Annotated in this window: 21 protein-coding genes and 1 tRNA gene; 17 read left to right on the top strand and 5 right to left on the bottom strand. The window is 71.8% G+C overall.

Annotated features, from left to right (window positions below):
• The first annotated feature begins 110 nt into the window (after positions 1–110).
• Positions 111–3,188 (top strand): DUF3604 domain-containing protein, encoded by a 3,078-nt coding sequence (locus tag N912_RS0139790; protein WP_028926816.1) that lies wholly within the window; start codon positions 111–113, stop codon positions 3,186–3,188.
• A gap of 24 nt (positions 3,189–3,212) precedes the next feature.
• On the top strand, positions 3,213–4,589 hold the full coding sequence (locus N912_RS0139785; RefSeq protein WP_028926815.1) for an MFS transporter: 1,377 nt from the start codon (positions 3,213–3,215) through the stop codon (positions 4,587–4,589).
• Between the two features lie 86 nt (positions 4,590–4,675).
• On the opposite strand, the gene N912_RS0139780 is transcribed toward N912_RS0139785, so the two are convergent.
• Both N912_RS0139780 and glmU read right to left on the bottom strand, forming a co-directional pair.
• Positions 4,676–5,656: a ribose-phosphate diphosphokinase gene (locus N912_RS0139780; RefSeq protein ID WP_028926814.1), complete on the bottom strand. Its 981-nt coding sequence runs from the start codon at positions 5,654–5,656 to the stop codon at positions 4,676–4,678.
• Between the two features lie 15 nt (positions 5,657–5,671).
• Positions 5,672–7,255, bottom strand: a complete 1,584-nt coding sequence (gene glmU / locus N912_RS57565; protein ID WP_211261561.1) for a bifunctional UDP-N-acetylglucosamine diphosphorylase/glucosamine-1-phosphate N-acetyltransferase GlmU — start codon at positions 7,253–7,255, stop codon at positions 5,672–5,674.
• Positions 7,256–7,597: 342 nt separating this feature from the next.
• On the opposite strand from glmU, the gene N912_RS57560 reads away from it, so the two are divergent.
• Positions 7,598–8,140, top strand: coding sequence for a L,D-transpeptidase (locus N912_RS57560; protein ID WP_051581445.1), 543 nt, complete (start codon positions 7,598–7,600; stop codon positions 8,138–8,140).
• Positions 8,141–8,144: 4 nt separating this feature from the next.
• On the opposite strand, the gene N912_RS0139765 is transcribed toward N912_RS57560, so the two are convergent.
• Complete coding sequence (locus N912_RS0139765; RefSeq protein ID WP_211261560.1) at positions 8,145–9,179, bottom strand: LLM class oxidoreductase; 1,035 nt, start codon at positions 9,177–9,179, stop codon at positions 8,145–8,147.
• Between the two features lie 101 nt (positions 9,180–9,280).
• Here N912_RS0139765 and N912_RS0139760 point away from each other — a divergent pair, with 101 nt between their 5' ends.
• From N912_RS0139760 to N912_RS0139750, 3 genes are read left to right on the top strand one after another with little or no spacing between them, the layout of a single operon-like run.
• The gene (locus N912_RS0139760; protein ID WP_037068978.1) at positions 9,281–9,874 is read left to right on the top strand and encodes a TetR/AcrR family transcriptional regulator; all 594 of its coding nucleotides are present in this window, start codon (positions 9,281–9,283) and stop codon (positions 9,872–9,874) included.
• A 38-nt stretch (positions 9,875–9,912) separates the two neighbouring features.
• Entirely contained in the window at positions 9,913–10,815 is a 903-nt protein-coding gene (locus tag N912_RS57555; protein WP_211261559.1) for a DNA-methyltransferase, read from the top strand.
• Positions 10,812–11,906, top strand: a complete 1,095-nt coding sequence (locus N912_RS0139750) for a hypothetical protein (RefSeq protein ID WP_028926811.1) — start codon at positions 10,812–10,814, stop codon at positions 11,904–11,906. Before N912_RS57555 ends, N912_RS0139750 begins: the two co-directional genes overlap by 4 nt.
• 20 nt (positions 11,907–11,926) lie before the next feature.
• Here N912_RS0139750 and N912_RS0139745 read toward each other — a convergent pair whose 3' ends face one another.
• Positions 11,927–12,418, bottom strand: coding sequence for a winged helix-turn-helix transcriptional regulator (locus N912_RS0139745; RefSeq protein WP_037069054.1), 492 nt, complete (start codon positions 12,416–12,418; stop codon positions 11,927–11,929).
• A 114-nt stretch (positions 12,419–12,532) separates the two neighbouring features.
• On the opposite strand from N912_RS0139745, the gene N912_RS57550 reads away from it, so the two are divergent.
• The 7 genes from N912_RS57550 (at position 12,533) to N912_RS0139705 (ending at position 20,156) form a co-directional block, all read left to right on the top strand.
• The gene (locus tag N912_RS57550; protein ID WP_169748042.1) at positions 12,533–13,006 is read left to right on the top strand and encodes a GNAT family N-acetyltransferase; all 474 of its coding nucleotides are present in this window, start codon (positions 12,533–12,535) and stop codon (positions 13,004–13,006) included.
• A gap of 10 nt (positions 13,007–13,016) precedes the next feature.
• Complete coding sequence (locus N912_RS0139735; protein ID WP_028926809.1) at positions 13,017–14,657, top strand: glutamate--tRNA ligase; 1,641 nt, start codon at positions 13,017–13,019, stop codon at positions 14,655–14,657.
• A gap of 310 nt (positions 14,658–14,967) precedes the next feature.
• Entirely contained in the window at positions 14,968–16,236 is a 1,269-nt protein-coding gene (locus N912_RS57545) for an HNH endonuclease signature motif containing protein (RefSeq protein WP_051581443.1), read from the top strand.
• Between the two features lie 666 nt (positions 16,237–16,902).
• On the top strand, positions 16,903–18,237 hold the full coding sequence (locus N912_RS0139720; protein WP_084211646.1) for a ferredoxin reductase family protein: 1,335 nt from the start codon (positions 16,903–16,905) through the stop codon (positions 18,235–18,237).
• A 70-nt stretch (positions 18,238–18,307) separates the two neighbouring features.
• Entirely contained in the window at positions 18,308–19,237 is a 930-nt protein-coding gene (locus N912_RS61145) for a DUF4142 domain-containing protein (RefSeq protein WP_156994316.1), read from the top strand.
• Between the two features lie 137 nt (positions 19,238–19,374).
• Complete coding sequence (locus N912_RS57530) at positions 19,375–19,812, top strand: ATP-binding protein (protein ID WP_156994315.1); 438 nt, start codon at positions 19,375–19,377, stop codon at positions 19,810–19,812.
• A gap of 134 nt (positions 19,813–19,946) precedes the next feature.
• Positions 19,947–20,156, top strand: coding sequence for a helix-turn-helix domain-containing protein (locus N912_RS0139705; protein WP_028926807.1), 210 nt, complete (start codon positions 19,947–19,949; stop codon positions 20,154–20,156).
• Between the two features lie 15 nt (positions 20,157–20,171).
• On the opposite strand, the gene N912_RS0139700 is transcribed toward N912_RS0139705, so the two are convergent.
• A tRNA-Gln gene (locus N912_RS0139700) sits at positions 20,172–20,242 on the bottom strand.
• 213 nt (positions 20,243–20,455) lie between these two features.
• Between N912_RS0139700 and N912_RS0139695 the strand changes: the two genes are divergently transcribed.
• From N912_RS0139695 to N912_RS0139680, 4 genes are all read left to right on the top strand, one after another.
• Entirely contained in the window at positions 20,456–21,394 is a 939-nt protein-coding gene (locus N912_RS0139695) for an acyl-CoA desaturase (RefSeq protein WP_037069045.1), read from the top strand.
• A gap of 68 nt (positions 21,395–21,462) precedes the next feature.
• Positions 21,463–22,071, top strand: coding sequence for a TetR/AcrR family transcriptional regulator (locus N912_RS57525; RefSeq protein ID WP_037069043.1), 609 nt, complete (start codon positions 21,463–21,465; stop codon positions 22,069–22,071).
• A gap of 129 nt (positions 22,072–22,200) precedes the next feature.
• Complete coding sequence (locus N912_RS0139685; protein ID WP_028926805.1) at positions 22,201–22,884, top strand: PIG-L deacetylase family protein; 684 nt, start codon at positions 22,201–22,203, stop codon at positions 22,882–22,884.
• A gap of 131 nt (positions 22,885–23,015) precedes the next feature.
• Complete coding sequence (locus tag N912_RS0139680; protein WP_028926804.1) at positions 23,016–25,775, top strand: hypothetical protein; 2,760 nt, start codon at positions 23,016–23,018, stop codon at positions 25,773–25,775.
• Positions 25,776–25,778: the final 3 nt, after the last annotated feature.

Genomic DNA, 25,778 nt, shown 5'->3' with positions numbered 1-25,778 from the left:
TGGTCGTCACGGGTCGTTGTCGCGCCGCTTACCGTGTGCGATTGTGATGTGAACCACATTTGCGGTGCGGCGCCGACGAGCATCTGCGAACTCGACGAAACGAGAGCCCGGTGTCCCATTCGCACGCCCATTCGCACGGTCACGCGCACTTCTGCGGCTTCGACCACCACAGCGGGGAGTACACCGCCGCGCAGCGCGCCGACCTGGACCTGGTGCTGGCGTTCAACCGGCGGCTGGCGGCGGCGATCGAGGAGTGCCGGGACGTCTCCGGGGTGGAGAAGCTGCTGGACCCGGACCCGCTGCGCTACATGTGGGTGGACGAGGGCGCCGGGCACATCGGCGAGTTCCTCCGCCGTGGCGACGAGGCGCTGGCCGCCGCGCCGAAGGTGGCCGGGCAGATGCGGGTGTCGGGGCATGCCGTCTCGGACGACGGTAGCGCGTCGGCGGCTCGTCCTGCCGTTGCCGCTAGCCAGGACGGGCACATCGTGTGGGCCTGGGTCGAGTGGCGCAAGGACGTGGGGGAGACGGTGGTCGCGGCGCTTGCGAGCCCGGGCGAACAGCCAGGTGAACCGGTCACCTTGTCCGGCGAGCCGGCGGACTGTTTTCGTCCGACCGTCGCGTTCGACAAGGCCGGGCGGGCCTGGGTGTGTTGTGCGCGAGCTGGCGCGGACGGCGGCGTCGGGGTGTGGGCGTGCCGGCACGAGGACGGCCGGTGGAGCGAACCCGAGCCGGTGAGCACGACGGGGCATCCGTCGTTCAACCAGGAGGTGCTCGGGCACGCGGACGGTTCGGTGCAGGTGTGCTGGCAGGGGTACGCCGGCGGGCGGTTCGGGATCTACTCGCGGCGGTGGGTCGACGGACGGTGGGGGGCCGAGGAGCTGGTCAGCGGCGCGAACGCGGCGAACGTGTGGGATCCAACGCTCGCGGCCACGCCGGACGGCGGCACGGTGTACGCCTGGAGCGAGTACCACGGGGGCAGCTACCGGGTGGTGGTGCGCCGCGGCGGCGGGGAGGCGCGGGCGGTCAGTTCGGGTACGGACTACGCCCTGCACCCGAGCCTCGCGGTGACCTCCGACGGCGGCGTCTGGTGCGCGTTCGACGTGATCACCGTGCACGGCCACGGCGGCTCCGGGCCGACCCGGCTGCGCGCGGCCGCGACCCTGCGTGGCGCGAACCCCGAGCCGACGGGCATGCGCGCCGCGGGGGAGTTCGTCCCGCCCGAGCTGCTGCCCGACATCGAGGCGTCCATGCGGGTGGTCCGGGTCGACGACACCGGACTGTCCGAGCCTGCCGGCGAGCTGGCGCCGAGGCTGGACACCACGCCGTGCGGGCTGCCCAAGCTGGCCGCCACCGCGTCCGGAGGCCTGGTGCTGGCCTACCGGTACCACCGCAGGCTGCCGCTGATGACCTACTACTGGGAGGTGGCCACCCAGACGCTCGGCGACGGCGGCTGGTCCGCGCCGACCACCTACGCCGGCAGCGACGCCACCCTCGAAGAACCAGGCCTTTCCGCGTTCGGTGACCGGGCGGTGCTGGCCTGGCAGGTGGACGGGCGGTTGCGGCGCGGGCTGGAGTGGACGGAGGGGTTCGGCGGGCGGGAGTGCCCGTTCCTGCTGGAGCACCAGGGCGAGGTGATCTGGCACAGCGTGCACGGCACCGGCGCCGTCCGGTACGCCGAGGTGCCCGCCCCGTCCGGCACACCCCGCGCGCCACACCCGAAGGCGGTGGTGGCCGGCGAGCGGCGGCGGGAGGCGCGGACCTGGCTGAGCGCGGAGCGGGAGCGGTACCGGACCCGGTGCGGCGGTCGGGACTACGGGCTCTACTGGGGTGACCTGCATCGACACTCGCTGGTCAGCCGGTGCACGTCCGGGGACGAGCCGTCGCTGGAGGACTTCTACAGGTACTCCTGGGACGTCTGCGAGTACGACTTCTGGGCGGTCACCGACCACGCCGAGAACAGCAGCGACTACCAGTGGTGGAGCATCCAGAAGATGGCGGACCTGTTCCGCATCGACGGCCGGTTCGTCCCGCTCTACGGCTTCGAGTGGACGGGCATGAGCGGGCACCAGAACGTCATCTTCGGCGACGTGGCGCGCGGCGCGCCGATCTACTCCTCGTACGCCCAGCCGTCGTCCACCCCGGCCCGGTTGTGGGAGCTGCTGGACCGCCACCCGGACCACCCGGCGATCACCATCCCGCACCACCCCGGGTCGGCCATGGTGCCCTTCGACTGGGACTTCTACGACGCGCGCTACCTGCGGCTGGCCGAGGTGTTCCAGGCCTGCCGGGGCAACTACGAGGACGACGACTGCTTCCGCCAGTACTCCGACGGCACGCTGCCCGGCACGTTCGTGGCCGACGGGCTGCGGCGCGGGTACCGGTACGGGCTGGTCGCCTCCTCCGATCACGGGCACGGCGCGAGCTACGTCGGCGCGTACGCCGAGCGGCTGGACCGGGCGGCGGTGTTCGACGCGCTGGCCCAGCGGCGGGTGTACGGCGCGTCCACCCGGGGCATCGTGCTGGACTTCCGGCTGGACTCCGCGTTCATGGGCTCGGAGGCTCGCGTCCGCGCCGGTGACCAGGTTGCCGTCGGCGGCTACGTCCGCGGCTACACCGACCTGGCCCGCATCGACGTCATCCGGGACGGCGTCGTCGCCCACTCGGTGCGCCCGGAGCTGGACCTGCCGGCGGGCTGGCTGGAGGTGCCGCTGCGGCTGGAGTGGGGGCGCGGGCACGCCACGGTGGCCTGGGACGGCACGCTGCGCATCGACGGCGGCGAAGTACTGGCCACGCCGTTCCACAGCCCCGAAGTGACGGCGGCGAACGCCCACGAGCTGTCCTGGGCGGCCACCACCCGGTCCTTCGGCGAGCCGTACGGCGCGCAGCGCGGCGGCATCGAGCTGACACTGGTCGGACACGCGGACGCCGCCGTCACGGTCCGCACCGCGCACGGCGGGCTGACCACGACGCTGGGCGCGGTGGCCGGTGCCGTCACCGAGGTGCCGGTGAGCTGCCCCGGCCGGTTCGAGCTGCGGCCCGGCACCGGCGGGCTGACCACCATCGGCGGCCCCGAACACCGCCTGACCTGGGTCGACACCGTCGACACGCCTGCCTGGTACTACCTGCGCGCCATCCAGGTCGACGGCGAGATGGCCTGGTCCTCGCCGATCTGGGTAGACCCAAGCTAGCTTTCGAACCGAAAGGCACCAGCCATGGGCTTCACCGCCGTCGACGAAGCGCCGGTCACCGGCTTCCACCGCAAGCTCGCCGCCGCGTGCAGCGGGGGACCGCTGCTGGACGGCTACCTGCTGGGCATCGTGGGCATCGCGCTCACCGGCGTCACCGCCGAGCTGAGCCTGGACACCACCATGGAGGCGGTGGTCGGCGTCGCCGCGCTGGTCGGCATGTTCTTCGGCGGCCTGGTCTTCGGCCCGCTGACCGACCGGATCGGCCGCAAGCCGATGTACACCCTCGACCTGCTCGCACTGATCATCGCCTCCGCGCTGTCCGTGATCGTCACCGAGACCTGGCAGCTGATCGTGCTGCGGTTCGTCATCGGCGTGGCCATCGCCGCCGACTACCCGATCGCGACAGCGCTGCTGATGGAGTGGCTGCCGCGCAAGACCCGGGCGAAGATGTTCACCTCCGTGATCATCATCTGGTACATCGGCACCGCGCTGGCCTACTTCGTCGGCTACCTGATCACCGCGACCCTCGGCCCCGAGGGCTGGCGCTGGATGCTCGGCAGCTCCGCCGTGCTCGCCGTCGCGGTGTTCCTGCTGCGCATCGGCACCCCCGAGTCACCGCGCTGGCTGGTCAGCGCCGGCCGCACCGCCCAGGCCCGCGAGGTGATCGAGCGGTCGCTGAACCAGAAGGTCACCACCGCCGACCTGACCGACGCCGCCGCCGGCACCGACGCCGCCGCCGCACCCGAGGCCGGCCGAGGCAGCATCACCGAGCTGTTCCACGGCATCTACCTGCGGCGCACCGCGTTCGTGGTGATCTTCTTCAGCTGCGCGATCATCCCGCTGTTCGCGCTGCTCACCTTCGGCCCGCAGCTGCTGGGCGCGTTCGGCCTGGGCACCGGCAACGGCGCCAACCTGGGCACCGCGCTGGTCAACCTGATCTTCGCGGTGGGCTGCCTGCCGGCGATGTGGCTGCTGGAGTCCGTCGGCCGCCGTCGGACGATCACCTGGTCGTTCGCCCTGATGGTGCTCCCGCTGCTGGCCCTCGGCGCCTTCACGCACGCCCCGGCGTGGCTGGCGGTGTCGTTCTTCTGCCTGTACGCCCTGTTCTCCGGCGGCCCCGGCATCCTCGAATGGGGCTACCCGAACGAGCTGTTCCCGACCCGCATCCGCGCCGCCGCCGTGGGCATGGCCGTCGCGCTCACCCGCTTCGCCGCCGCCATCGGCACCTTCCTGGTCCCGCTCTCCCTGGCCGCCCTCGGCGCGTCCACCACCCTCTACATCGGCGCGGCCATCACCTTCGTCGGCTTCCTGGCCTGCGTCGCCTGGGCCGAAGAAACCCGCAACCGCTCCCTCGAAGACATCGGCGCCCCCCACCCCGAACGTGCCGCGCTCGCGCCGTAGTCACTGAAGGGCTCGCACACCCACTCTCGCCGCCGCACACAGGCTGGGACGCGTGTGCCGCGACCACACCGGGTGTGCCGTGGTGGTTACGCGTTGCCGTTGAAGAGGCTGGTGACGGAGCCGTCGTCGAAGACCTCGTGGATGGCGCGGGCGATCAGGGGGGCGATGGAGAGGACCGTCAGCGCCGGGAAGCGCTTCTCCTCGGGGATGGGCAGCGTGTTCGTCACCACCACCTCCTTGGCCCCGCACGCGGAGAGCTTCTCGCGCGCCTTGCCGGACAGCACCCCGTGCGTGCTCGCGATCACCACGTCACGAGCCCCGTTGGCGAGCAGGGCCTGCACCGCGCCCGCGATGGTGCCGCCGGTGTCGATCATGTCGTCGATGACGATGCAGGTGCGGTCCGCGATCTCGCCGACCACCCGGTTGGCCACCGCCTCGTTCGGCTTGAGCGGGTCGCGGGTCTTGTGGATGAACGCCAGCGGGCGGCCGCCGAGCAGCTCCGACCACTTCTCGGCCAGCCGGACGCGGCCGGAGTCGGGGGAGACCACCGCGATGTCGTGGTCGGCGTAGGAGTCGCGGATGTACTCCGCGAGCAGCGGCATCGCCCACAGGTGGTCCACCGGGCCGTCGAAGAAGCCCTGGATCTGGGCGGTGTGCAGGTCCACCGTCATGATCCGGTCGGCGCCGGCGGTCTTGAACATGTCCGCGATCAGCCGGGCCGAGATCGGCTCGCGGCCACGGTGCTTCTTGTCCTGGCGGGCGTACGGGTAGAACGGCATGACGGCGGTGATCCGCTTGGCGGACGCCCGCTTCAGCGCGTCGACCATGATCAGCTGTTCCATCAGCCAGTCGTTGATCGGACGACAGTGGCTCTGGATGACGAACGCGTCGCAGCCGCGCACCGACTCCTCGAACCGCACGAAGATCTCCCCGTTCGCGAAGTCGTGCGCGCTCTGCGGGGTGATCTCCACGTCCAGGTGCTTGGCCACCTCTTCGGCCAGCTCGGGGTGCGACCGGCCGGCGAAGAACATCAGGCTCTTCTTCGGGGTCACCGACATCGCCGACATGGTCTGCGAACCTCCCTACCCGAGTTGGCCGCCGCCGCATCCCGCGGTCGGCGCGCTAACAGTGTCGCTCGGAGCTCCCGAGTCCACACGACCGGGCGGGTCGGACAACGCCTTTTCGGCGGCCAGCGCGGCCGGCGTACCGGGACGTCGACGGTTCACCCAGCCTTCAATGTTGCGTTGCTCACCCGCCGAAACGGCCAGCGCTCCTGGCGGTACATCCTGCCGAATGACGGCCCCGGCGCCGGTGTACGCGCCGTCCCCGACGTTGACCGGCGCCACGAACGTGTTGTCCGAACCGGTGCGCACGTGCGAGCCGACCACCGTGCGGTGCTTGGCCACCCCGTCGTAGTTGACGAACACCGAGCTCGCGCCGATGTTGGAGCGCTCGCCGATGGTCGCGTCGCCGACGTAGGTCAGGTGCGGGACCTTGGTGCCCGGGCCGATGTCGGAGTTCTTGACCTCGACGAACGTGCCGATCTTGCCGGACTCGCCGAGCCGGGCGCCGGGACGCAGGTAGGCGTACGGGCCGACGCTCGCGCCCGCGCCGATGTCCGCCCCCGAGCCGTGGGTGCGGACCACCCGCGCGCCGGCGCCGATCCGGCAGTCGGTGAGCGTGGTGTCCGGCCCGATCTCGGCGGCCTCGGCGACGGTGGTCGCGCCGTGCAGTTGCGTGTTGGGGTGCAGCGTGACGTCCTGGCCCAGCCGGACGCGCACGTCCACCCAGGTGGTGGCCGGGTCGATGACTGTCACGCCGGCGCGCATCCAGCCGACCAGCAGCCGCCGGTTCAGCTCGGCCCGGATCTCGGCCAGCTGCACCCTGTCGTTCACGCCGCTGACCAGCCACGGGTCCGCGCAGCGCTGCGCGCCGACGCGGCGGCCGGCGGCGTGCGCGAACCCGACCAGGTCGGTCAGGTACTGCTCGCCCTGGGCGTTGCCGGGGCCGGAGTTCGCGGTCGAGGCGGCCAGCGTGGCCAGCCCGTCGGCCAGCACGTCCGCCTCGAACACGTACACCCCGGAGTTGATCTCCCGGATGGCCAGCTGCTCGGGCGTGCCGTCCCGGTGCTCCACGATGCCGGTGATCGGCCCGTTCGGGTCACCCAGCGTCGGGTCGGCGTCCGGCGGGTCGGTGCGCAGCACCCTGCCGTACCCGGTTGGGTCCTCGACCACGGCGGTGAGCACGGTGACCGCGTTGCCGGCGGCGGCGTGCTCGGTGAGTAACCCGCGCAGGGTGGCCGCGTCCAGCAGCGGCACGTCCCCGTAGGTCACCATCACCGGGCCGGACAGCGCCGGCAGCGAGTCCAGCGCGCAGGCCACCGCGTGTCCGGTGCCGCGCTGCTCGTCCTGGATGGCCAGCATCGCCGAGCGGCTCAGCTCGGACGCCAGCCCGCCCAGGTACTCCCGCACCTGGTCGCGGCCGTGCCCGGCGACCACCACCAGATGCTCGGGTGCCAGCGCGGCCGCCGCGTGCACCGCATGGCCGAGCAGCGCGCGCCCGGCTATCTCGTGCAGTACCTTCGGCCGTGCCGACCGCATCCGCCGGCCCTCACCGGCGGCGAGCACGACAACGGCGGCCGGGTTCGGCGCCTCCGGGGTCCCCATCCCGGAAGCATGACCGTCGGCCCGACCGTTCGCACTATTACCTTCCAGCATGGCGGTTCCCCCTGCCTCGTCGCTCGCCTTGGGCACGTCCGCTGGACGGCTGCATGGTAGGGCGGGGCACGTGGTCCCCGATCCCGCGACCCCGTATCGGCCACGCGCGGTAATAAGGGGGCAGCAGACAGTTACCGTACGTTACTCGATACAGTCCGCTGGCTGGGAAATCCGGGGGCGGGCGCTGGGGGGCGTCGCGCGCTGCGTGGAGGGGGCCACCGCATGTCTGAGCACGGCGCTCGCCGTGGGCTGTCACGTCCTGTTCGGTTGGTGACGTGCCTGGCGACGGCTGTGTTACTCGGGTCCGTCGCGTTCGCCGGTACGGCGTTCGCGGACGACGACTCCGACCCTCGTGACCGTTCGTCACACTCGCGGTCGTCCGATGACTCGTCCGACTCGCCCAAGCCGGCGCGGGGTTCGCGCTCCGCCAAGCCCGACGAGAACCTGCCCAGCAACATCGTCAAGGGCACCCCGTGCACGGACGATGCCATCGCGTGCGTGTCGCTGGGCGCGCAGAAGGCCTGGCTGTTCAAGGACGGCGTGATCAGCTACGGGCCGGTGCCGGTGTCCACCGGCGGGCCGGGGAAGCAGACCCCGGTGGGTGACCACGTGGTCCAGTGGAAGCACAAGGACCACACCACCAGCGAGTTCAAGACGCCGCAGGGCCGCCCGGCGCCGATGCCGTTCGCGGTGTTCTTCGCCGAGGGCGGGGTGGCCTTCCACGAGGGCACGCTGAACCGCCGCTCGGCCGGCTGCGTCCGGCTGGCCCGCAAGGACGCCCAGTTCTTCTACAACTTCCTGCAGTTGGGCGACAAGGTCGAGGTCCGGGGCTGATCCCTCACCAGGCCGGGGCGGACGGCTCCGGTCCGTTCAGGGACGGGAACAGCGGCAGGATCTCCGCCACGATCTCGGCGACCGCGTCGGCGGCCGGGCGCCGGCCGTGCTGCACGCCCAGCGCCACGTGGTTGATGCCGTTGTCCCGCCACCGGCCGAGCTGCTCGATCAGCGCGTTGCGCCCGGTGCGCAGCACGAACCCGCCGCGCAGCGGGGTGGGCGGGTGGTTCGGGTCCTCGTCCAGGTCGATCCACTCGTTCGTGATCGCCGGCTTGAACGCCCCGCCCGGAATGTGTGCGCGCCAGCCCTGGATCTTCTGGCCGAGCGCCACCGGGCCCTCCGGGGTGTGGGTGACGCCGGGGTAGACCAGCCAACCGTCGCTGTGCGCGGCTATCCATTCCTGGGTCTGGCGGGACGAACCGGTCACGATCAGCGGCACGGTGCCGACCGTCGGCTTGGGCAGCAGGTCGGTCGAGCCGTCCATCCTGGCCAGCTCGGAGTCCACCCGGGGGAACCGCTCGGTGAGCAGCCTGCGGACCAGCGGCAGGGTCTCGGCGAAGCGGGCCGCGCGGTCGTCGTAGCCGATCCCGTAGGCGGGGAACTCCGAGGCGCGGTCGCCGCTGGCCACGCCCAGTACGAGCCGGCCTCCGGACAGTCTGTCCAGCGACGCGGCCTGCTTGGCCAGGTCGATGGGGTGGCGCAGGGTAGCGACCACGCTGCCGGCGGCCAGGGCGATGCGGTCGGTGTGCGCGGCCAGCCAGGTCAGGGTCGTCCACGGGTCGTACACCTGGCCCACGTCGCCGAACCGGGTGTCGTGCAGCGGGATGTCCCGCACCCACAGCCCGGCCAGGCCGCCCCGGTCGGCCCGAGCCACGATCTCGCCGTGCCCGCGCAGGCCGTCGGGATCGCCGTTGTACGGCCAGAGCGGCAGGAACAGGCCCAGGGTGAGCCGGTCGGGCGCGAACATGCGCCGGTACCCGGGGTGGCGGTCGAAGGCTCCGGTGGCGGGCTGTGTGGCCTGTGGCTGCGTGACGGACACGGGCTTCCTCTCGATCGGGATCGTGACTGGATCGATCGCTCCATCCAGTAGTACCACATGGATGGAGCGATCGATCCAGTACGCTCTCGGGCGTGGAGTCCATGAGCACCCGCGAGCGGCTGGTGCGCGAGACGGCGGCGCTGCTCGAACGGAAGGGCTACCAGGCCACCGGCATCAAGGAGATCGTCCGCGCGGCCGGTGCCACGCCGAGCTCGCTGTACCACCACTTCCCCGGTGGCAAGCAGGAGCTCGCGGTGGCCGCGCTCGGGCACGCCGGCGAGCGGTTCGCCGACCTGCTGCGCGGCGCGCTGGCCCGGGAGCCGGACGTGGACGCCGCCGTCGCCGCGTGTGCGACCGACCTGGCCGACGACCTCGCCGCGACCGACTGGGCGGACGGCTGCCCGGTCGCGGTGACCGCGCTGGAGAGCGTCGGCGACTCACCGCTGCTGCGCACCGCGGCCGCCGACATCCTGCGCGGCTGGCGGGAGCTCATCGCCGCTCGGCTGCGCGCGGGCGGCATCGACGCCGACGCGGCCATCGACCTGGCGTGCACGGTCGTCTCGATCCTGGAGGGCGCCGAGCTGCAGAGCCGGGTCACGGCCGGCCCCGGCGCGCTGCACACTGCGGCGACGCACCTGTCATGGCTGGTCAGGGGCGCCGTCAGGGCCGAGTCGGCACCCGCGCGGTCCGGTTAGTCGGGGTGCGCCGAGTGGCCGGCGATAACATCCTCGCCGTGACCGCCGGCTCCTCTCCTCCTGACGACCCCGAGGCGCTCGCCCGGCTGCTCGCCGACGGAGTGGTGCACGGCGACGCCGCCGACTGGCTGCCCCGGCTGCCCGCGCGCGGCGTCGACCTGTTCTTCACCAGCCCGCCCTACGCCGACGCGCGCGCCTACAGCCGCATCCACCCGGACCGCTACGTGGCCTGGTTCCTGCCGTTCGCGCAGGCCATGCTGGCCGCGACCAGCGAGACCGGCAGCCTGTTCCTGAACATCAAGAACCGGGTGGCCAACCGGGGCCCGCTGCGCGGCCAGCGGCATCCGTACGTCTATCAGCTCGTGCTGGCCATGCAGGAGCTCGGCTGGCGGTGGATCGAGACGTACATCTGGGCCAAGCCGAACGCGGTCCCCGGGCGGTTCGGGCCGCGCACCAAGGACAGCTTCGAGTACGTCTACCACTTCGCCGCCGGCCCGAAGCCGTACTTCGACCTGGACTCGGTGCGGGTGCCGTACCGGGCCGACGAGGCCGAGATCGCCCGCCGCAAGTCCGACCGGCTGGGCCGGCGCAACACCGAGGCCGGCTTCGGGCGCGACCGCACCAAGACCTACCTGCTCGGTGGCGCCGACCCCGGCAACGTGGTCAGCGTCCCGCAGACCTACAACCAACATCGCGGCGTGGCGCACACCGCCGCCATGCCGGAGGGGCTGGCCGAGTTCTTCGTCCGGGTCGGCTCGCCGCCGGACGCGCTGGTCATCGACCCGTTCGCCGGCGGCGGCACCACCGTCGTGGTGGCTCGCCGGCTGGGCCGCCGCGCGGGCGGGATCGAGATCCACGAGCGGTTCGTGGACGAGGCCCGCCGGCGCATCGCCGAGGACGACCCGGACGACGTGCCCGGCTCGCTCCAAGACGTCGGATGACGGCACAAGACACGATCGACGAGATCGTGCACGCGGACAGCTGGGACCGGCGGGTGGCCCGCATCCGGCTGGTGCCGCAGCGGCACGGCACCGCCGAGCACGGGCGGATCTTCGCCGAGGTGGCCAGGGCGGTGTACGTGCCGCAGCTCGCGCCCGACTTCGCCTACATCCACCCCGCGCCGTTCTACGAGCCGGAGTACTTCTCCGACGTCTACGCCGCCGCGCACGCCGCCACCGAGGGGTTCTCCCTGGTCGCCGAGGACGAGCTCGCGTCCGTACTCACCGTCGACCCCCGCACCCTGCTGGTCTTCCGCACCATCGCCGGCCTGGCCAAGGAGGAGTTCGGGCACGCCACCGCCCTGGTCGCCGGCCCGCTGGAGCTTCCGCCGGTGTCCGCCGGCAAGATCGACTCGATGGAGCGCCGCGGCGTGCCGGCGTCCGCGGGCCAGGTCCAGGTGATCGCCCGCACCCTCACCCAGATCATGGACGGCACGCTGTTCGGCGAACCGGCCGGCGAACTGCGCTCCAAGCAGGACAAGCCCGACACGGCGTCCGGCTGGTCGTCCGTTCGCGCGTTCGCAACCGGCGGGGTCCCGTTCGCGCTGTTCCTGCACCAACGGCACTACGGCGGCGCGTTCCGCCAGCTCCTGGACGCAACCTCCAGCCGCCGGGGCGACCTGATCGAGGACGCCGTGGCCGCCCTGTTCACCGTCAACGGCGTGCCGTTCATCCGCACCGGCGCCCACAACCAGGGCGAGATCGCCGCCCGGTTCGAGGTCAAGGTCACCCCCGCGCCCGACTTCGTGGTCTACGACGAGTCCGGCGCGCTGCGCGCGATGCTCGAATGCAAGGCCACCAACAACGGCGGCACCGCCCGGGACAAAGCCCTCCGCTTCGAACGCCTGCGCGACGAGTCCGTCCGCCTCGGCGGCGTCCCCCTCTTCGCCGTCCTGGGCGGCATGGGCTGGGCTCGCGTCAACGACACCCTCGGCCCCGTGGTCCGCGACACCGACGGCCGAGTCTTCACCCTCGCCACCCTCGACGACATGCTCACCGTCGCCCCGTTTCCCCAGCTCACGACCCGTGAGTGATTAGCGTTGCCATAGCACCGCTAATCACTCACGGGTTCTGACCAGCGGAAACGGGCGCCGGGGCCGGGGCGGACGCGGAGGCGGGCGGTGGGGTCGAGGCGGTGGCCTTCCGCGCATTCGAGGCGGACGGTGACGGGGGCGCCGCAGTCGGCGTGCTCGAGCTGGACCGGCGGGCCTTCCGGGCCGGCCAGGTGTTCGTCGCCGTAGGCCATCACGGCGATGAGGACGGGGCGCAGCGCATGGCCGGCCTGGGTCAGGCGGTACTCGTGGCGGGCGCGCTGGCCGGGCTCGCGGTAGGACCGCCTGGTGACCAGGCCGGCGTCGACCAGGGTGGCCAGCCGGCGGGTGAGGACGTTGCGCGCGATGCCGAGGTGCTCGGCCAGCTCGTCGAACCGGCGCACGCCGTTGAACAGGTCGCGCAGCACCAGCATGGTCCACGGCTGGCCGATCAGCTCCATGGTGCGGGCGATCGAGCACACCGTGCTGTCCAGCTCGCGGGGATGCGTCGCCATGACCTGCATGATAGCGGGTTCAGTTGCTAATCGAGACCCAGCGGGGGCAGACTGGGCGGCGTGCTAGGTGGCGTTTCGAAACTCAGGAACGATGAGGCGCCGACGATCGTGCCGGTGACCGGCGCGGACGGGCGGCGGTTGATCGCCAGGCTGGTGGCGCGGTGCAGTGCGGCGTCGCTGGGCGCGAGGTTCTTCCTGCCCGAGGCCCAGGTGGCCGGGCGTGACCTGGTTTCGTTGCTGGTCGGGCCGGCGGACGGGTGGGCGTACCTGGCGTTGGACTACGGGAGGCCGGTGGGGTTGCTCAACCTGGTTCGGTCGGGCTCGGGGGAGGTGGAAGCCGGGGTGTTGGTCGCCGACCGGTGGCAGCGGCGTGGCGTGGGGCGGGCGCTGGTGCGGCATGCGGTTCTGCACGGGCCGTGGCCGGGGGCGCCGGTGCGGGTCGCCGTTCAGTCGGACAATGCGGCCGCGCTGGGGATGCTGCGTTCGCTGGGGCTGCCCCGGAGGTTGGTCGCGATGGCGCCGGGGGAGTACCACTTCGAGCTTCGGCCGGCGGTGTCGGCGCACGTGCGGTCCACCGTGGCCGGATAGTCTCGGGGCCATGCTCGACCGCGCCCTCATCGACGGCCTCTTCCCCGCCGACCTGCCCGACCCGTCCCACTGGGAGCAGCGCTACCCGCCCCGGGACCTGCCGGAGGGCGCCAAGGTCACCCGGTTCGCGCCCAGCCCGACCGGGTTCGTGCACATCGGCGGCGTGTACGTGGCGATGATCGCCAAGGACGTGGCGCACCGGTCCGGCGGGGCGTACCTGGTCCGCGTGGAGGACACCGACCAGGCCCGCGAGGTGGCCGGCGTGGCCGAGCAGTTCGCGCGGGTGTTCGCCTACTTCGACATCGCGCCGGACGAGGGTGACCCCGACGGCGGCTACGGGCCGTACCGCCAGTCCGAACGGGAGCGGATCTACCTCAGCTACGCGCGCGAGCTGATGCGCCGGGGCGAGGCGTACCCGTGCTTCTGCACCCGCGAGGAACTGGCCGCGATCACCGAGCAGCAGCAGGCCGCCAAGCTCCCGACCGGCTACTACGGCTCGTGGGCGCGCTGGCGCGACGCCGACCCGGACGAGGTGGCCGCCCGGCTGCGTGTTGGGGAACCGTACGTGGTGCGCTTCCGCTCGCCCGGCGTCGAGGGCCGCGCCTCGTACACCGACGCCATCCGCGGCCGCGTCGAGCACGAGGCGAACCGCAACGACGTGGTCATCCTCAAGACGTCGGCGAACAGCCCCCGGCTGCCTACCTATCACTTCGCGCACGCCGTGGACGACCACCTGATGCGGGTGAACCTGGTGATCAGGGGCGACGAGTGGCTGTCGTCCGTGCCGCTGCACCTTCAGCTGTTCGCCGCGCTCGGCTTCGAGCAGCCGACGTACGCGCACATCGCCCCGCTGATGAAGCTGGACGGCTCCGCGCGGCGCAAGCTGTCCAAGCGGCGCGACCCCGAGGCGTCCGTGGACTTCTACGTCGACTCCGGCTATCCCGCCGAGGCGGTGCTCTACTACCTGCGCGGCCTGGCCAACGGCCGGCTGGCCGAGTTGCCGCTGGCCGATGCGTTGTCCTCGCCGATCCGGCTGGAGGACTGCGGGGTGGCCGGTCCGTTGGTGGACCTGGTCAAGCTTGCGGACATCAGCGGTGACCACATCGCCACCCTGCCCGGGCCGGTGATCCTGGACTCGGTGGTTGAGTGGGCTCGGTCGCGGGACCCTGAGCTGGTGTCGGTGCTGGATGATGAGCGGACGCTGGCGGAGCGGGCTGTTGATGTGGAACGTGTCGGCGTGGAGAATCCGCGTAAGGACCTGACGCGGTGGTCGGACTTTCGGGCGTTGTACGGGTTCTTCTTTCCGTCGTTGTTCACGCTGGTGACGGATCCTGGGGATGAGCGGTTCGGTGGGCTGGACGTCACGCTCGTGCGCAAGCTCGCCGCCGACTTCGCGGATACCTACGCCTGGAACGACGACCAGCCGACCTGGTTCGGCCAGATCCGTGAGCTGGCGGCGCGGCATGGGTTCGCCCCAAACCCCAAGACGTACAAGAAGGACCCGGATGCCTATCCGGGCATGCTGCGTGATGCCGCGAACGTGATCAGGGTGGCGTTGACCGGGTCGAGCCGGAGTCCGGATCTGCATGCCGTGGCTGGGGCTCTTGGGGTTGACGAGGTGACTCGGCGGGTTCGTGCGTTGGCGGGTTAGTTCGTGACCGTGCGTGCCGTTGTTTGTTTCGTTCGAAAATCGCTGGCGCGATTTCCGACGACCTGAATTTGTAGGTTGCTTGGTGCCGTCCCCGGCTGGTGGCTGGGCACGCTTGGTGGGGTTGGTCCCGTTGGTAGACGGGACCACAGCCAGATGACCACGCTGGGTCTGGCTTCCCTAGGCTCTCAAGTCTTGGAGACAGTCCGGGAGGGCAGGCGACGCGCCCAGCACTGCCGCGGTTAAAAAACTTCAGCCGGGTACGGTCGTCGAGGCCCCGGTTTTGTCGGTGCCCCCGGGCACAATTACTGGCATGTCCGAGAGCGAGCTGCTCGCCGCGTACCGCGAGGCCATCGAGTCGATGGCCCGCGCCCGCGCGCTGGCAGCGGCCGCCGACGGACAGGAGCTGATCGACGCACTCAAGCTCGGTGCCACGCTGCAACGGCTGGCCCGCTACGACGACATCTGCGCCATCGCGCGGCTGGACCGCGAGGGCGAGTTCACCTCTCGTGGGGTGGACGCGGCGCCGGCGGTGTCGGACATCCTGCGCCTGCCTCGCCGCGCGTCCACCCGGATGGTGGCGGTGGCGCGGGCGGTGTTCCCTACCACGCTGGACGGGCAGCCGGTCGAGCCGAAACTCCCGGCCACCGCCACCGTGCTGGCCACCGGCGAGATCGACACCCAACACGCCGACGTCATCGAACGACACCTGTCCTGCGACGCCGCGCGGCGCATCGACCCCGCACGGTGGGCCGCCGCCGAGGCACAGCTGGCGGACTGGGCGCGGCTGTACCGCCCCGATGAGCTGGACAGGATGGCTCGGGAACTGATCGACCAGCTCGACCAGGACGGCCCACCGCCCGGTGATGGCGAAGACCAGGTCAACGTGCTGCACCTGACCAAATCCCGCAACGGTGTCGGTGGGCGGGTCAAAGGCGAGCTGGACTCCGTCACCTTCGAAATGCTCGCCCGCGCCATCGAAGCCCACCTCAAACCCGACGACCAACACAAAACGCTCGGCGAGCGGCAGGCCGATGCGTTGGGGGAAATCTGCGAGAACGCGTTGGACGAAGGCCGGCTGCCGGTCAAGGGTGGGCAACGGCCGCACGCGGTGATCAGCATCGACTACGACACGTTGCTGCGCGAAGGCAAGGGCGCCACCCTGGACTACGGCGGGTACATCGGCGCCGGCGACCTCCGCCGACTGCTCTGCGACGCCTGCGTCGTCCCGGTCGTACTCGGCGGCAACAGCGAAGTCCTCGACGTCGGCCGCACACAACGCACCGCCACCAAACCACAACGCGACGGACTCACCGCACGAGACCGCGGCTGCGCCTACCCCGGCTGCGACGCCAAGGCCTACCGATGCCAAGTTCACCACGTCGTGCACTGGGCCCATCGCGGCCGCACCGCCATCCACTCCATGGTCCTACTCTGCGTCACCCACCACCGCATGATCCACCGCGCCGGCTGGACCATCCACATGGTCGACGGATTCCCCGAGTTCATCCCGCCGAAGTGGCTCGACTACACCCAAACACCACGACGCAAACCCAAACCACTCGACATACTCCGAACCTGATGCATACGGCGGAGTCCGATCCGTGGCGGGCGAATCCGGTGCTGGTACGGCTGCCGCCAGGGTATCGAGCGGTGCCGTATGTCGGGGCGCGGTTTCCGGGGTCGGCGGCGGTTGTCGCGCGGCCGGGATCGCGTACGGGGGCAATTGTCAGTTGTTTGCCTATGCCGTGCTCGAACGGTTCGGGAGTGCGCTGCCGGCGATGCGGTCGCGCGAGCTGTGGGCGGATGAGGTGTGGACGCAGCGGGTGGCGTCGGCTCGTCCGCTGGACCTGGTGATGTTCGCGGCGGGCGGCGATGCGTGGGGCGCTCATGTCGGGGTGTGGGTCGGGGGCGGGCAGGCGGTGCACCTGTGCGCGGAGGTGGGGCGGCCGGCGGTGTGGGCGTTGGGGGAGTTCACGGGGCGGGAGCGGTATCGGACGGTGGTTGGTTTCAAGCGCGTGCGGGCGGGGAAAGGGCACGTCGGATCGACGAGCGGTGGAACTCGGTGCGGGCGGTCACGCGGTGTGGGCGAAGCTGAGTGCGGTTCGAGCCAGACGGAGTAACGGGGGCGCGGGGACGGAGCAGCGGGTCGGCACTGAGCGCGTTTTCCCACCTCGTGGTCGACAACCGGGAGGGCCGGCTCTCATGTGACGGGGTGTGGCGGTAGGGGCGGCTTATCGTCGCCGGCATGCTCCCCGGCCAGGCTCGACTGTTGTGGGCTGCCGCGTTCGTGGCGGCCCTGCTCGCGCCGGTGCTCCTCAGCCTGGTCACCGGCAACGACAACCCGCTCATCTCGCAGCTGGCCATCCAGAGCGGGCTGCTGGCGACCGGGTTGTTGGTGTGTGCCGTCGTCACCCCGTCGCGGTTGCGGTCGCTGACCCGGGCGCTGGGGATCGAGGGCGTGTTGGGCGTGCATCGACTGCTCGGGATGTTGGTCACCCTGATGGTGGTCGTGCACATCATTTTGGTGCTGATCGCCACGCCGAGCTCGGTCGCGCTGTTCGACCCCAGGCAGTGGTCGATGCCCTCGCGGGCGGCCATCGGGGCGACCGTGGGCCTGGTCGTGCTGGTCGGGCTGGCGGTTGTGCGGCACCGGGTGCGGCGGCGGTACGCGCTGTGGCGGTGGGTGCACCTGATCCTGGCCGGCGCCGTGCTGGTGTTGACCGCGTTGCACATCTGGTGGTTGCGGCACCTGGTGAACGACCCGGTGCTGCGGGCCACGTTCGCGGTGATCGCGGCCGTGGTGATCGGCATGCTCAGCTACCGGTGGGTGTGGCGGCCTAGCTTCGACAAGCGCGGCGCGTACGAGGTGCGCGAGGTGCGGGCCGAGACCGACCAGGTGAACACGCTGGTGATCGGTCCTCGGCGGCCTCGGCACGGGTTCGACGTGTCCGCCATGAAGTTCGCGCCGGGGCAGTTCGCCTGGCTGCGGCTCAAGCGCTCGGTGACCGCCGAGGAGCACCCGTTCACGATCACGTCGTGCCCGCGCGGTTCGGAGGACGTGGAGTTCACCATCCGCAACGTCGGGGACTTCACCTCGGGGCTGGCCGAGCTCAAGCCGGGTGACCCGGTCTGGATCGATGGTCCGCACGGGGACTTCACCTGGGACGACAGCGCCTACAAGCGCGCGCTCGTGCTCATCGCCGCCGGCGTCGGCATCACCCCGATGATCAGCATGCTGCGCGCGCTGGCGCACCGGGGCGACCGCCGCCCGGTGCTGCTGGTCTCCGGCGCCCGGACCGAGGACGAGCTGCTGTTCCGTGACGAGCTGAGCGAGCTCGCGGACAAGCTCGACCTCACGGTTGTCGAGGTGCTCAGCCGGCCCCCCGACGGCTGGAAGGGCCTGTCCGGACGGATCGACCGGGAGGTGCTCGCGGAGGTACTGCCCGAGCGCACCGGGCGACGGAAGATCGAGTACTTCATCTGCGGCCCCGGCGGCATGGTCACCGACGTGACCGCCGCGCTGGAGGAACTGCGTGTGGATCCGGCTCGCATCCACACCGAGCAGTTCGACATGGTCTGAAACAGAAAGGTTTCTAGCGGTGCTCCCCGCTGTCCGCTTCGTACGCTGGACGGTTCTCGCTTCGGTCCTGGTGGCCACACTCGTCTCCATAGTGCTGGCCGGCCGCTCCCCGTCCGCTCCACAGTCGTTGTCGTCGCTGTTCGGCGGGGGCATGACCGACACCCGGTGGGGGCCGCTCGGCGCCTCCGACCGGGACATGCTGATCAAGGTCCGGCAGGCCAACCTCTGGGAGGGGCCGGCCGGCGAGCAGGCCGCGCAACGGGCCGCCAGCCCGGCGGTGCGCGAGGTCGGCCGCAAGCTCGGCGTCGAGCACGCCCAGCTGGACGCCTCGCTGCGCTCGGTCGCGGAGCGGCTCGGTGTGGTGCTGCCCAGCCAGCCCAGCGACCAGCAGAAGGTCTGGATGGACCAGATCGCCGAGGCGTCACCGGCCGGCTACGACAAGACGTTCGTCAACCTGGTGCGCTCCGCGCACGGCGAGGTGATGCCGCTGGTCGAGGGCGTCCGCTCGGGCACGCAGAACGAGCTGGTCAGGCAGTTCGCCATCGAGGCCAGCCAGTTCATCGGCCGGCACATGGAGTACCTGGAGAGCACCGGGCTGGTGGACTACGCGCTGTTCCCGCCGTCCACCGCGCCGGCCGCCCGGCTGATCTCGATCGGCGGCTACCACGTGCCGATCACGCTGTTGCTCTTCGCCGTGTCGGTGATCGTCGCGGCGGCGATGCTGCGCGGCCTGGGGCGGTCGCGCCGGCGCGGTGCACGGCCCGCCCGGCCCACCCGGGGTGAGGCCGAACCACGCCGTCAGACCCCCGACGGCGAACCGAGCACGGTGACCACCGAAGAGCTCATCGCCGTGCTCAACCCTCCGGAGCCCCCGCCGTCCGCGTCGAAGTCACCGCCGACGGCGAAGATCCCCCGTCCGCGCGGCACCCCGGACCGCCGCCGCCCGCGCGACCGCCGGCCCCCCAAGCTCCGCCGCACCAGCGGCGACCGGGGCTGGTAGCGGCCAAGGCCGTGAAGGGCGTCACCCGGCCTCGATTCGTCCCGAAAGACGCGCCGCCGCGATGAGTTTTCCCCGCATGCACCGGGTACTCCAGGCGGCGAACGGGTGGGAGCCGATCGTAAGCTGGTGTGCCGCTGATGAACATCGGGTTGGCGCACGGGGTGCGCCGAGAACTACTGGTGCGTCGGGTGCTCGCCGCCGATGCCATGGCGCCGTCCATCGTCCGCCGGATGTTCCGGGACTGGTTCCGCGAGCTGGAATGGCCCGGCGACGACGCCGACGACCTACTGCTCGCGGTCAGCGAGGCGGTGTCCAACGTGAGCGACCACGCCTACCCGGAGGGCGTGGCCGGCAGGGTGGTGGTGCGCGGCAGATGCCTGCCGGCCGGCCCCGGCCAACGACAGCTGGTCATCACCGTGCGGGACAACGGCTCGTGGCGGCCGTCGCCGGAGTGGCACGAGAACCGCCGGCGCGGGCTGCCGCTGATGCGCGCGTGCACGGCATCGCTCAACGTCCGTGGCACCCCGAACGGCACCCGCGTCCGGATGATCAGCCGCCCGGCACCCAACCCGTGAGTGGCCAGGGCCGCCATAGCGACCCTAGCCACTCACGGGTTCTGCCCGTCCGCTCGCCGAACCCCGTCTGGTCGCACGGCTGCGCGCCGGCATAGTGGTGACGAGTCGTAGACCGAACAGCGAACGGAGCATCCATGACGTCACCGAACGGCCCCCAGGAGGACGCGGAGGACATGGCGCGGCTGCTGCGCGAGGTGCGTGCGATGAAGGGGGTGTCCGTCGCGGAGCTGGCCGACCGCAGCGGGGTGCGTCCTTCGGACGTCCTGGAGTTCGAGGCCGGCCGCGTCATCCCGGCCGAGCCGCCGTTCAGGGCCTACATGCGGGCGCTCGGCTTCGCCGCCTGAGCGCTGGGGCCAGCGCTCCGCCGCCAGGATTCGAACCTGGACCATCGGAACCAAAATCCGAGGTGCTGCCTTTACACCACGGCGGATCGGGGAGATCGACGGTGATCCGCCCGGATTCTCCCACTGCTTCATGGTGACACGCCGCTCGGGCGGCTCCGGCCACCCCGGGGGCGACTCCGACACGCCGTAGGACACGACACGCCGTGAGGGGTGTCGGCGGGCGCGGCGCTAACCTACGCTTGCGTAGGTTACGGCACCGTAACCCAGCCCGCTCTCCCCGCGCAGAGGTGACCATCGACATGGCCAACACCACCGCCGAGGCCCTCGCCGGGCCCCAACCGATCGTGGACGGCCAGCGACCCACGTGGCAGCACGTCCTGATCTACACCTTCGTCATCGTCCCCATGGTCGCCTTCGTGGCCGCCGTGCCGGCCGCCTGGGGCTGGGGGATCCACTGGCACGACCTGGGCATGATGATCGTGTTCTACGTCATCGCCTGCCTCGGCGTGACCGTCGGCTACCACCGCCACTTCACCCACAAGTCGTTCAAGGCGCAGACCTGGTTGCGGGTGCTGCTCGGCATCGCCGGCTCGCTGGCGGTGCAGGGCTCGGTGATCCGCTGGGTCGCCGACCACCGCCGCCACCACGCGTACTCCGACAAGGAGGGCGACCCGCACTCGCCGTGGCTGTTCGGCACCTCGCCGGTCGCGGTGGCCAAGGGCTTCGTGCACGCCCACTTCGGCTGGCTGTTCGAGCGCGCCGAGACCAACGTGCGCCGGTTCGTGCCCGACCTGCTCGCCGACCGGGCGATCATGCGCGTGAGCAACAGCTTCGCCTGGCTGGTGGTGGCCAGCCTGGTGCTGCCGGCGGTCATCGGCGGCCTGATCACCTGGTCCTGGTGGGGCGCGCTGACCGGCTTCTTCTGGGCCGGCGTGGTCCGGATGGGCGTGCTGCACCACATCACCTGGTCGATCAACTCGATCTGTCACATGATCGGCCACCAGCCGTTCAAGTCCCGCGACAAGTCCCGCAACTTCTGGCCGCTGGCCATCCTGAGCATGGGCGAGTCCTGGCACAACCTGCACCACGCCGACCCGACCTGCGCCCGGCACGGCGTGTTGCGCGGCCAGATCGACATCTCGGCGCGGCTGATCTGGGTGTTCGAGAAGTTCGGCTGGGCCCGCGACGTGCGCTGGCCGACCACGTCCAGGCTGGCGAAGTTGCGCAGCCGCGCCTGATGTCCATCTCCGCCCCGCGCCGCAACGGGGTCTCGCCGGCGGGCGGGACCGGCGCGGCGCGGGTCCGGATGACCGGCAGCGAACGCCGCGAGCAGCTGATCGAGGTGGCTCGCGCGCTGTTCGCCGAGAAGGGGTACGCGGCCGCCTCCATCGAGGAGGTGGCGCAGCGCGGCGGGGTCAGCAAGCCGGTGGTGTACGAGCACTTCGGCGGCAAGGAAGGGCTGTACGCCGCCGTGGTGAGCGGCGAGATGCGGCACCTCCTCGACGACATCACCAGCGCGCTGTCCGACCACGCGGACGACCATCCCCGTGAGCTGCTGCGGCGGGCGGCGGAGGCGTTCCTCGGCTACGTCGACGCGAACGCGGGCGGGTTCCGGGTGTTGGTCAGGGACTCGCCGGACGGCTACGGCACGTTCTCCAGCCTGCTCGGCGACATCGCCGGCCAGGTCGAGCACGTGCTCGGGCGGGAGTTCGCCAGCCGGGGCATCGACGCCTCGCTGGCGGCCCTGTACAGCCAGGCGCTGGTCGGCATGGTCGCGCTGACCGGGCAGTGGTGGCTGGACGAGCGCCGGCCGCACCGCGACGAGGTGGCCGCGCACCTGGTGGCCCTGGCGTGGCACGGACTCTCCGGTATCGGTACTCCGCCCGAGGAACAGGGCCGACGCCCGTTCGGCTGACGGTGCCGTCCGATTTCGCTACGTGGTGGTGCACTCCGCTGAATGGGGTGTCCCCCTACGGGGTGAGATACTGCCCGCCGGAATCGGCGGAGCGACCGCCGATCGTGTTCGACGAGGTGGTTTCGCGAGGTGCTGACCCTGCTTCCCGAGCGGCTGGACAGCGTGGCCCTGGTTGGCGCGCACTGTGACGACATCGTGCTCGGCTGCGGCGGAACGCTGCTGGAGTTGTGCCGAGCCAGGCCGGGCATCGAGGTCAGCGCGATGACCCTCACCGGCGGGGGCAGCCTGCGCGAGGAGGAGGAGCGCGCCGCGCTGGCGGCCTTCTGTCCCGGAGCGCAACTGAGGGTGACCGTGCTGGACCTGCCGGTCGGCCAGCTGCCGGACCGCTGGGAACGGGTCAAGCGGACCCTGGAGGACCAGCGGGCGCGCGCCGAGCCGGGCCTGGTCTTCGGGCCGGCGCGACACGACGGCCACCAGGACCGCAGGGTGGTCGCCGAGCTGGTGCAGGTGGCGTTCCCGGACCACCTGGTGCTCGGCTACGAGATCGTCCAGCACGACGGCGACCTGTACCAGCCCAGGCTGTACTCGCCGCTGGCCGAGCCGGTGCTGCGTGAGAAGATCGACAAGATGCTGGAGCACTACGGTTCGCAGCGGGACCGGCCGTCGTTCGACGCGGAGTCCGCGGCCGGGCTGGCGCGATTACGCGGCGTGCAGTGTCACGCCCGGTACGCCGAGGCGTTCCACGTGACCCGGCTGGTGCTCGGCATGGCGCCGCTGACCGGCGAGAGCCCGTATGGCCCAACCCCGTCGTGACGCTCCGGAACCGTCCCTGATCACGGCGCGGATGCGGCCGTCGGATACTTTTGCCTGAGGCCCCTGTTACTACGGCTAGTAAATGAACAGGTACTCTTCGCGTCCGTAGTCGACCCGAGAGGGGTGGGCGGGTGGGCGTGTTCGCCGCATTCGGCATGGCCGCTCGGCGTTGGTACATCCTCCTGCCGATGGTGGCGCTCTCGGCCGGGGCCGCGTGGCTCGCGTACACCCAGATGCCGGCCAGCTACGACGCGACGGCGGTGTACCGCGTCACCGGCGGTGCCGAGGCCGCCGTGCAGGCCCGGGCGGGCAGCCCGCAGGTCAACCCCGGCGAGGTCGCCGGCCGGCTGATCGGCAAGATGCAGCCCGGCGCCGGTCGCCCGGCGGGTCCGTACACGGTGTCCGGCCGGCCGGGCAGCCCGATGATCACGATCAAGGCCAGCGGCGACGGCGCGACGCAGGCCCTCGACCGGATCGGGGCCGCGAACACCCGGCTGAACGCCGCGCTCAACACGCTGGAGACCGAGCGGGTGATCCCGCCGAACGCCGGGTTGCGGCTGGACGCGACGATGCCGCCGACCACGGGGCCGCCGATCCGGGATACCGGGATCCAGGTGTTCGTGGTCACGCTGGTGTTCGGGCTGATGCTGTCGCTGGTGTTCGCGGCGGCGGTGGAGCGCAGCTCGCGCAGGCGTCGCGCGCTCACGGAGCCCTCGGAGCCCCCGGCGCCGTCCGAGGACGACAAGCCCACCGACGTGGTGGCCAGGATCAAGGACGCGCCGCCCGCCGCCGAGCCGCCCGCCGCACCGGCGGTGTCCGACGCGGACCGGGTGGCCGCCAAGACGGAGCGGCACGCGCTCGCCGCGGACCGGCATCCGCCCGATACCGAGCGGCCCGGGCCTGACCCGGACCGGGACGTGGCCGAGGCCGACCGTGACGCGCCCGGTGCGGGCCAGGTGCCTCCGGGCGCCGGCCAGGTGCCTGCCGGCGCGGGCCAGGGGGCTCCCGGCGCGGAGCGGAGGGCTCCGGACGTGGAGCGGAGGGCTCCGGACGCGGGCCGGCCGGCGCCCGAGGTGGAGCGCGCCGCTGAGCCGGTCGCGTCGACGGGCACGCACGCCCTGCAGCCGACGCGCGCCCGGTCGGGGGCTCACGCGCTGCACGAGGAACCGGACGAGCCCGAAGCCGACGCGGGTGCGTCGTTGGCGACGTCGGCGATCCCGATGGGGTCGCTGCGGTCGCAGGACGAGGACGCGGGTGCGTCGCTGGCGACGTCCGCGATTCCGATGGGTTCGGTGACGTCGAACGAGGGCCCGGACGAGTCGTTGGCCACCTCGGCGATCCCGATGGGGTCGGTGATGTCCGGCGAGAGCGGCGTGGACGAGTCGTTGGCGACGTCGGCGATCCCGATGGGGTCGCTGCGGTCGCAGGACGAGGACGCGGGTGCGTCGCTGGCGACCTCGGCGATCCCGATGGGGTCGGTGACCCCGAACGACCCGAACGAGGAGCCGGACGAGTCGTCGAACGAGAGCGTGAGCGTGGACGAGTCGCTGGCGACCACCGCGATCCCGATGGGTTCGGTGACGTCGACGAGCGCGGACGAATCGTTGGCGACGACGGCCATTCCGATGGGTTCGGTGACGTCGACGAGCGCGGACGAGTCGCTGGTGACGACGGCGATCCCGCTGCCCCCCGCCGACCGCCTGGTTCCGCCGCCCGGCTCGTTCCCGGGTGGCGCGGACCAGTCGCCGGCGGCGGCCGCGATGAGGACGGCGATGAACACGCCGTCGCGGCCGGTCGGGGAGTCGATGGGCCGACCGGGTCCGCCGGACCGTCCGAGGGAGACCAGGCCGATCTCGCCGGTGGGCCGACCCGGGCCGCTGCCCCCGGAACCGCCGAGGCGACCGGCGCACGCGCTGATCGAACCGCCCGAGCCGTCGGCGCCGCGCGAGCCGCCCGCCCGCATCGACCTGTCCGGCGCGACCGAGCTGTCCGACCTGAGCGAGCTCAGGCTGCCGACGCCGCCGGCGCCGCTCGGGCCGAGGCCGCCCGACCCGTCGATCGGGTTGCTGGGCTCGCGGCCGCCGGCCGGTGACCAGTACGGGCGTCCCGTCCCGCCGGCGAACCAGGAGCCGCCGCGCTCCGGGCCGCCGCTGTCGCTGGTGCCCAGTGGCCCGGCACCCGGCCCGCAGGGACCGCCCGACTCGTTCGCCGACCGCGAGGACCCGCCCGAGCAGCCCAGGACGCCACCGAGGCTGCGCGCCGTCCCGCCGCTCGACGAGCGGCCGGACCAGCGACCGCCCGGTCTCGCCTCCGGCGAGCGGTGGGAGCCGGACACGTCGAGCGCCGGGAACGCCGACGGCTGGCTGCCCGCCAACGTGCCGTCCACCCTCTCCAGCGAACCGAGCGAACCGTACGAGCCGAGCGGACCGTACGAGCCGGCCGAACCGGTCGCCTACGAGCCGCACGAGCGGCCGGAGACCCGACACGCCCCGGAGCCCGTCGAGTACGACGACATCCCGGCCGGGTTCGAGCTCGACGACGTCGAGGACGAGCGCCCGCCGGCCCGGTGGGACGACCTGGCGACGGCCGGCGACCCGGTCGAGGAGCCGATCGACGAGGAGCCCGCCGACCACCGGTGGGACAGCGAGCTGTCAGGCCGGGACGACGACGCGGACGCGGAGGACCAGTTCGGCTGGCCGGAGTTCGCCGACGAGGAGACGGCCGACGAGGACGAGGTCCGCGACGAGGCCCCGGCCGCGCCACCGGTGGATGACGACGACGAAGAGGACGCCGTCGAGTCCTGGGAGCGGTGGGGCGACGAGAACGAGCGCCCGGCGTCCCCCGGCGACGAGAACGAGCGCCGGGTGTCCCGAGGGGCCGCGACCGGCTGACGT

The sequence above is a fragment of the Actinospineispora acaciae DSM 45401 genome, assembly GCF_000620785.1.
Classification (GTDB): domain Bacteria; phylum Actinomycetota; class Actinomycetes; order Mycobacteriales; family Pseudonocardiaceae; genus Pseudonocardia; species Pseudonocardia acaciae.
Note: the sequence above shows the minus strand (reverse complement) of the source record. Positions and strands in the feature narration are given on the sequence as shown.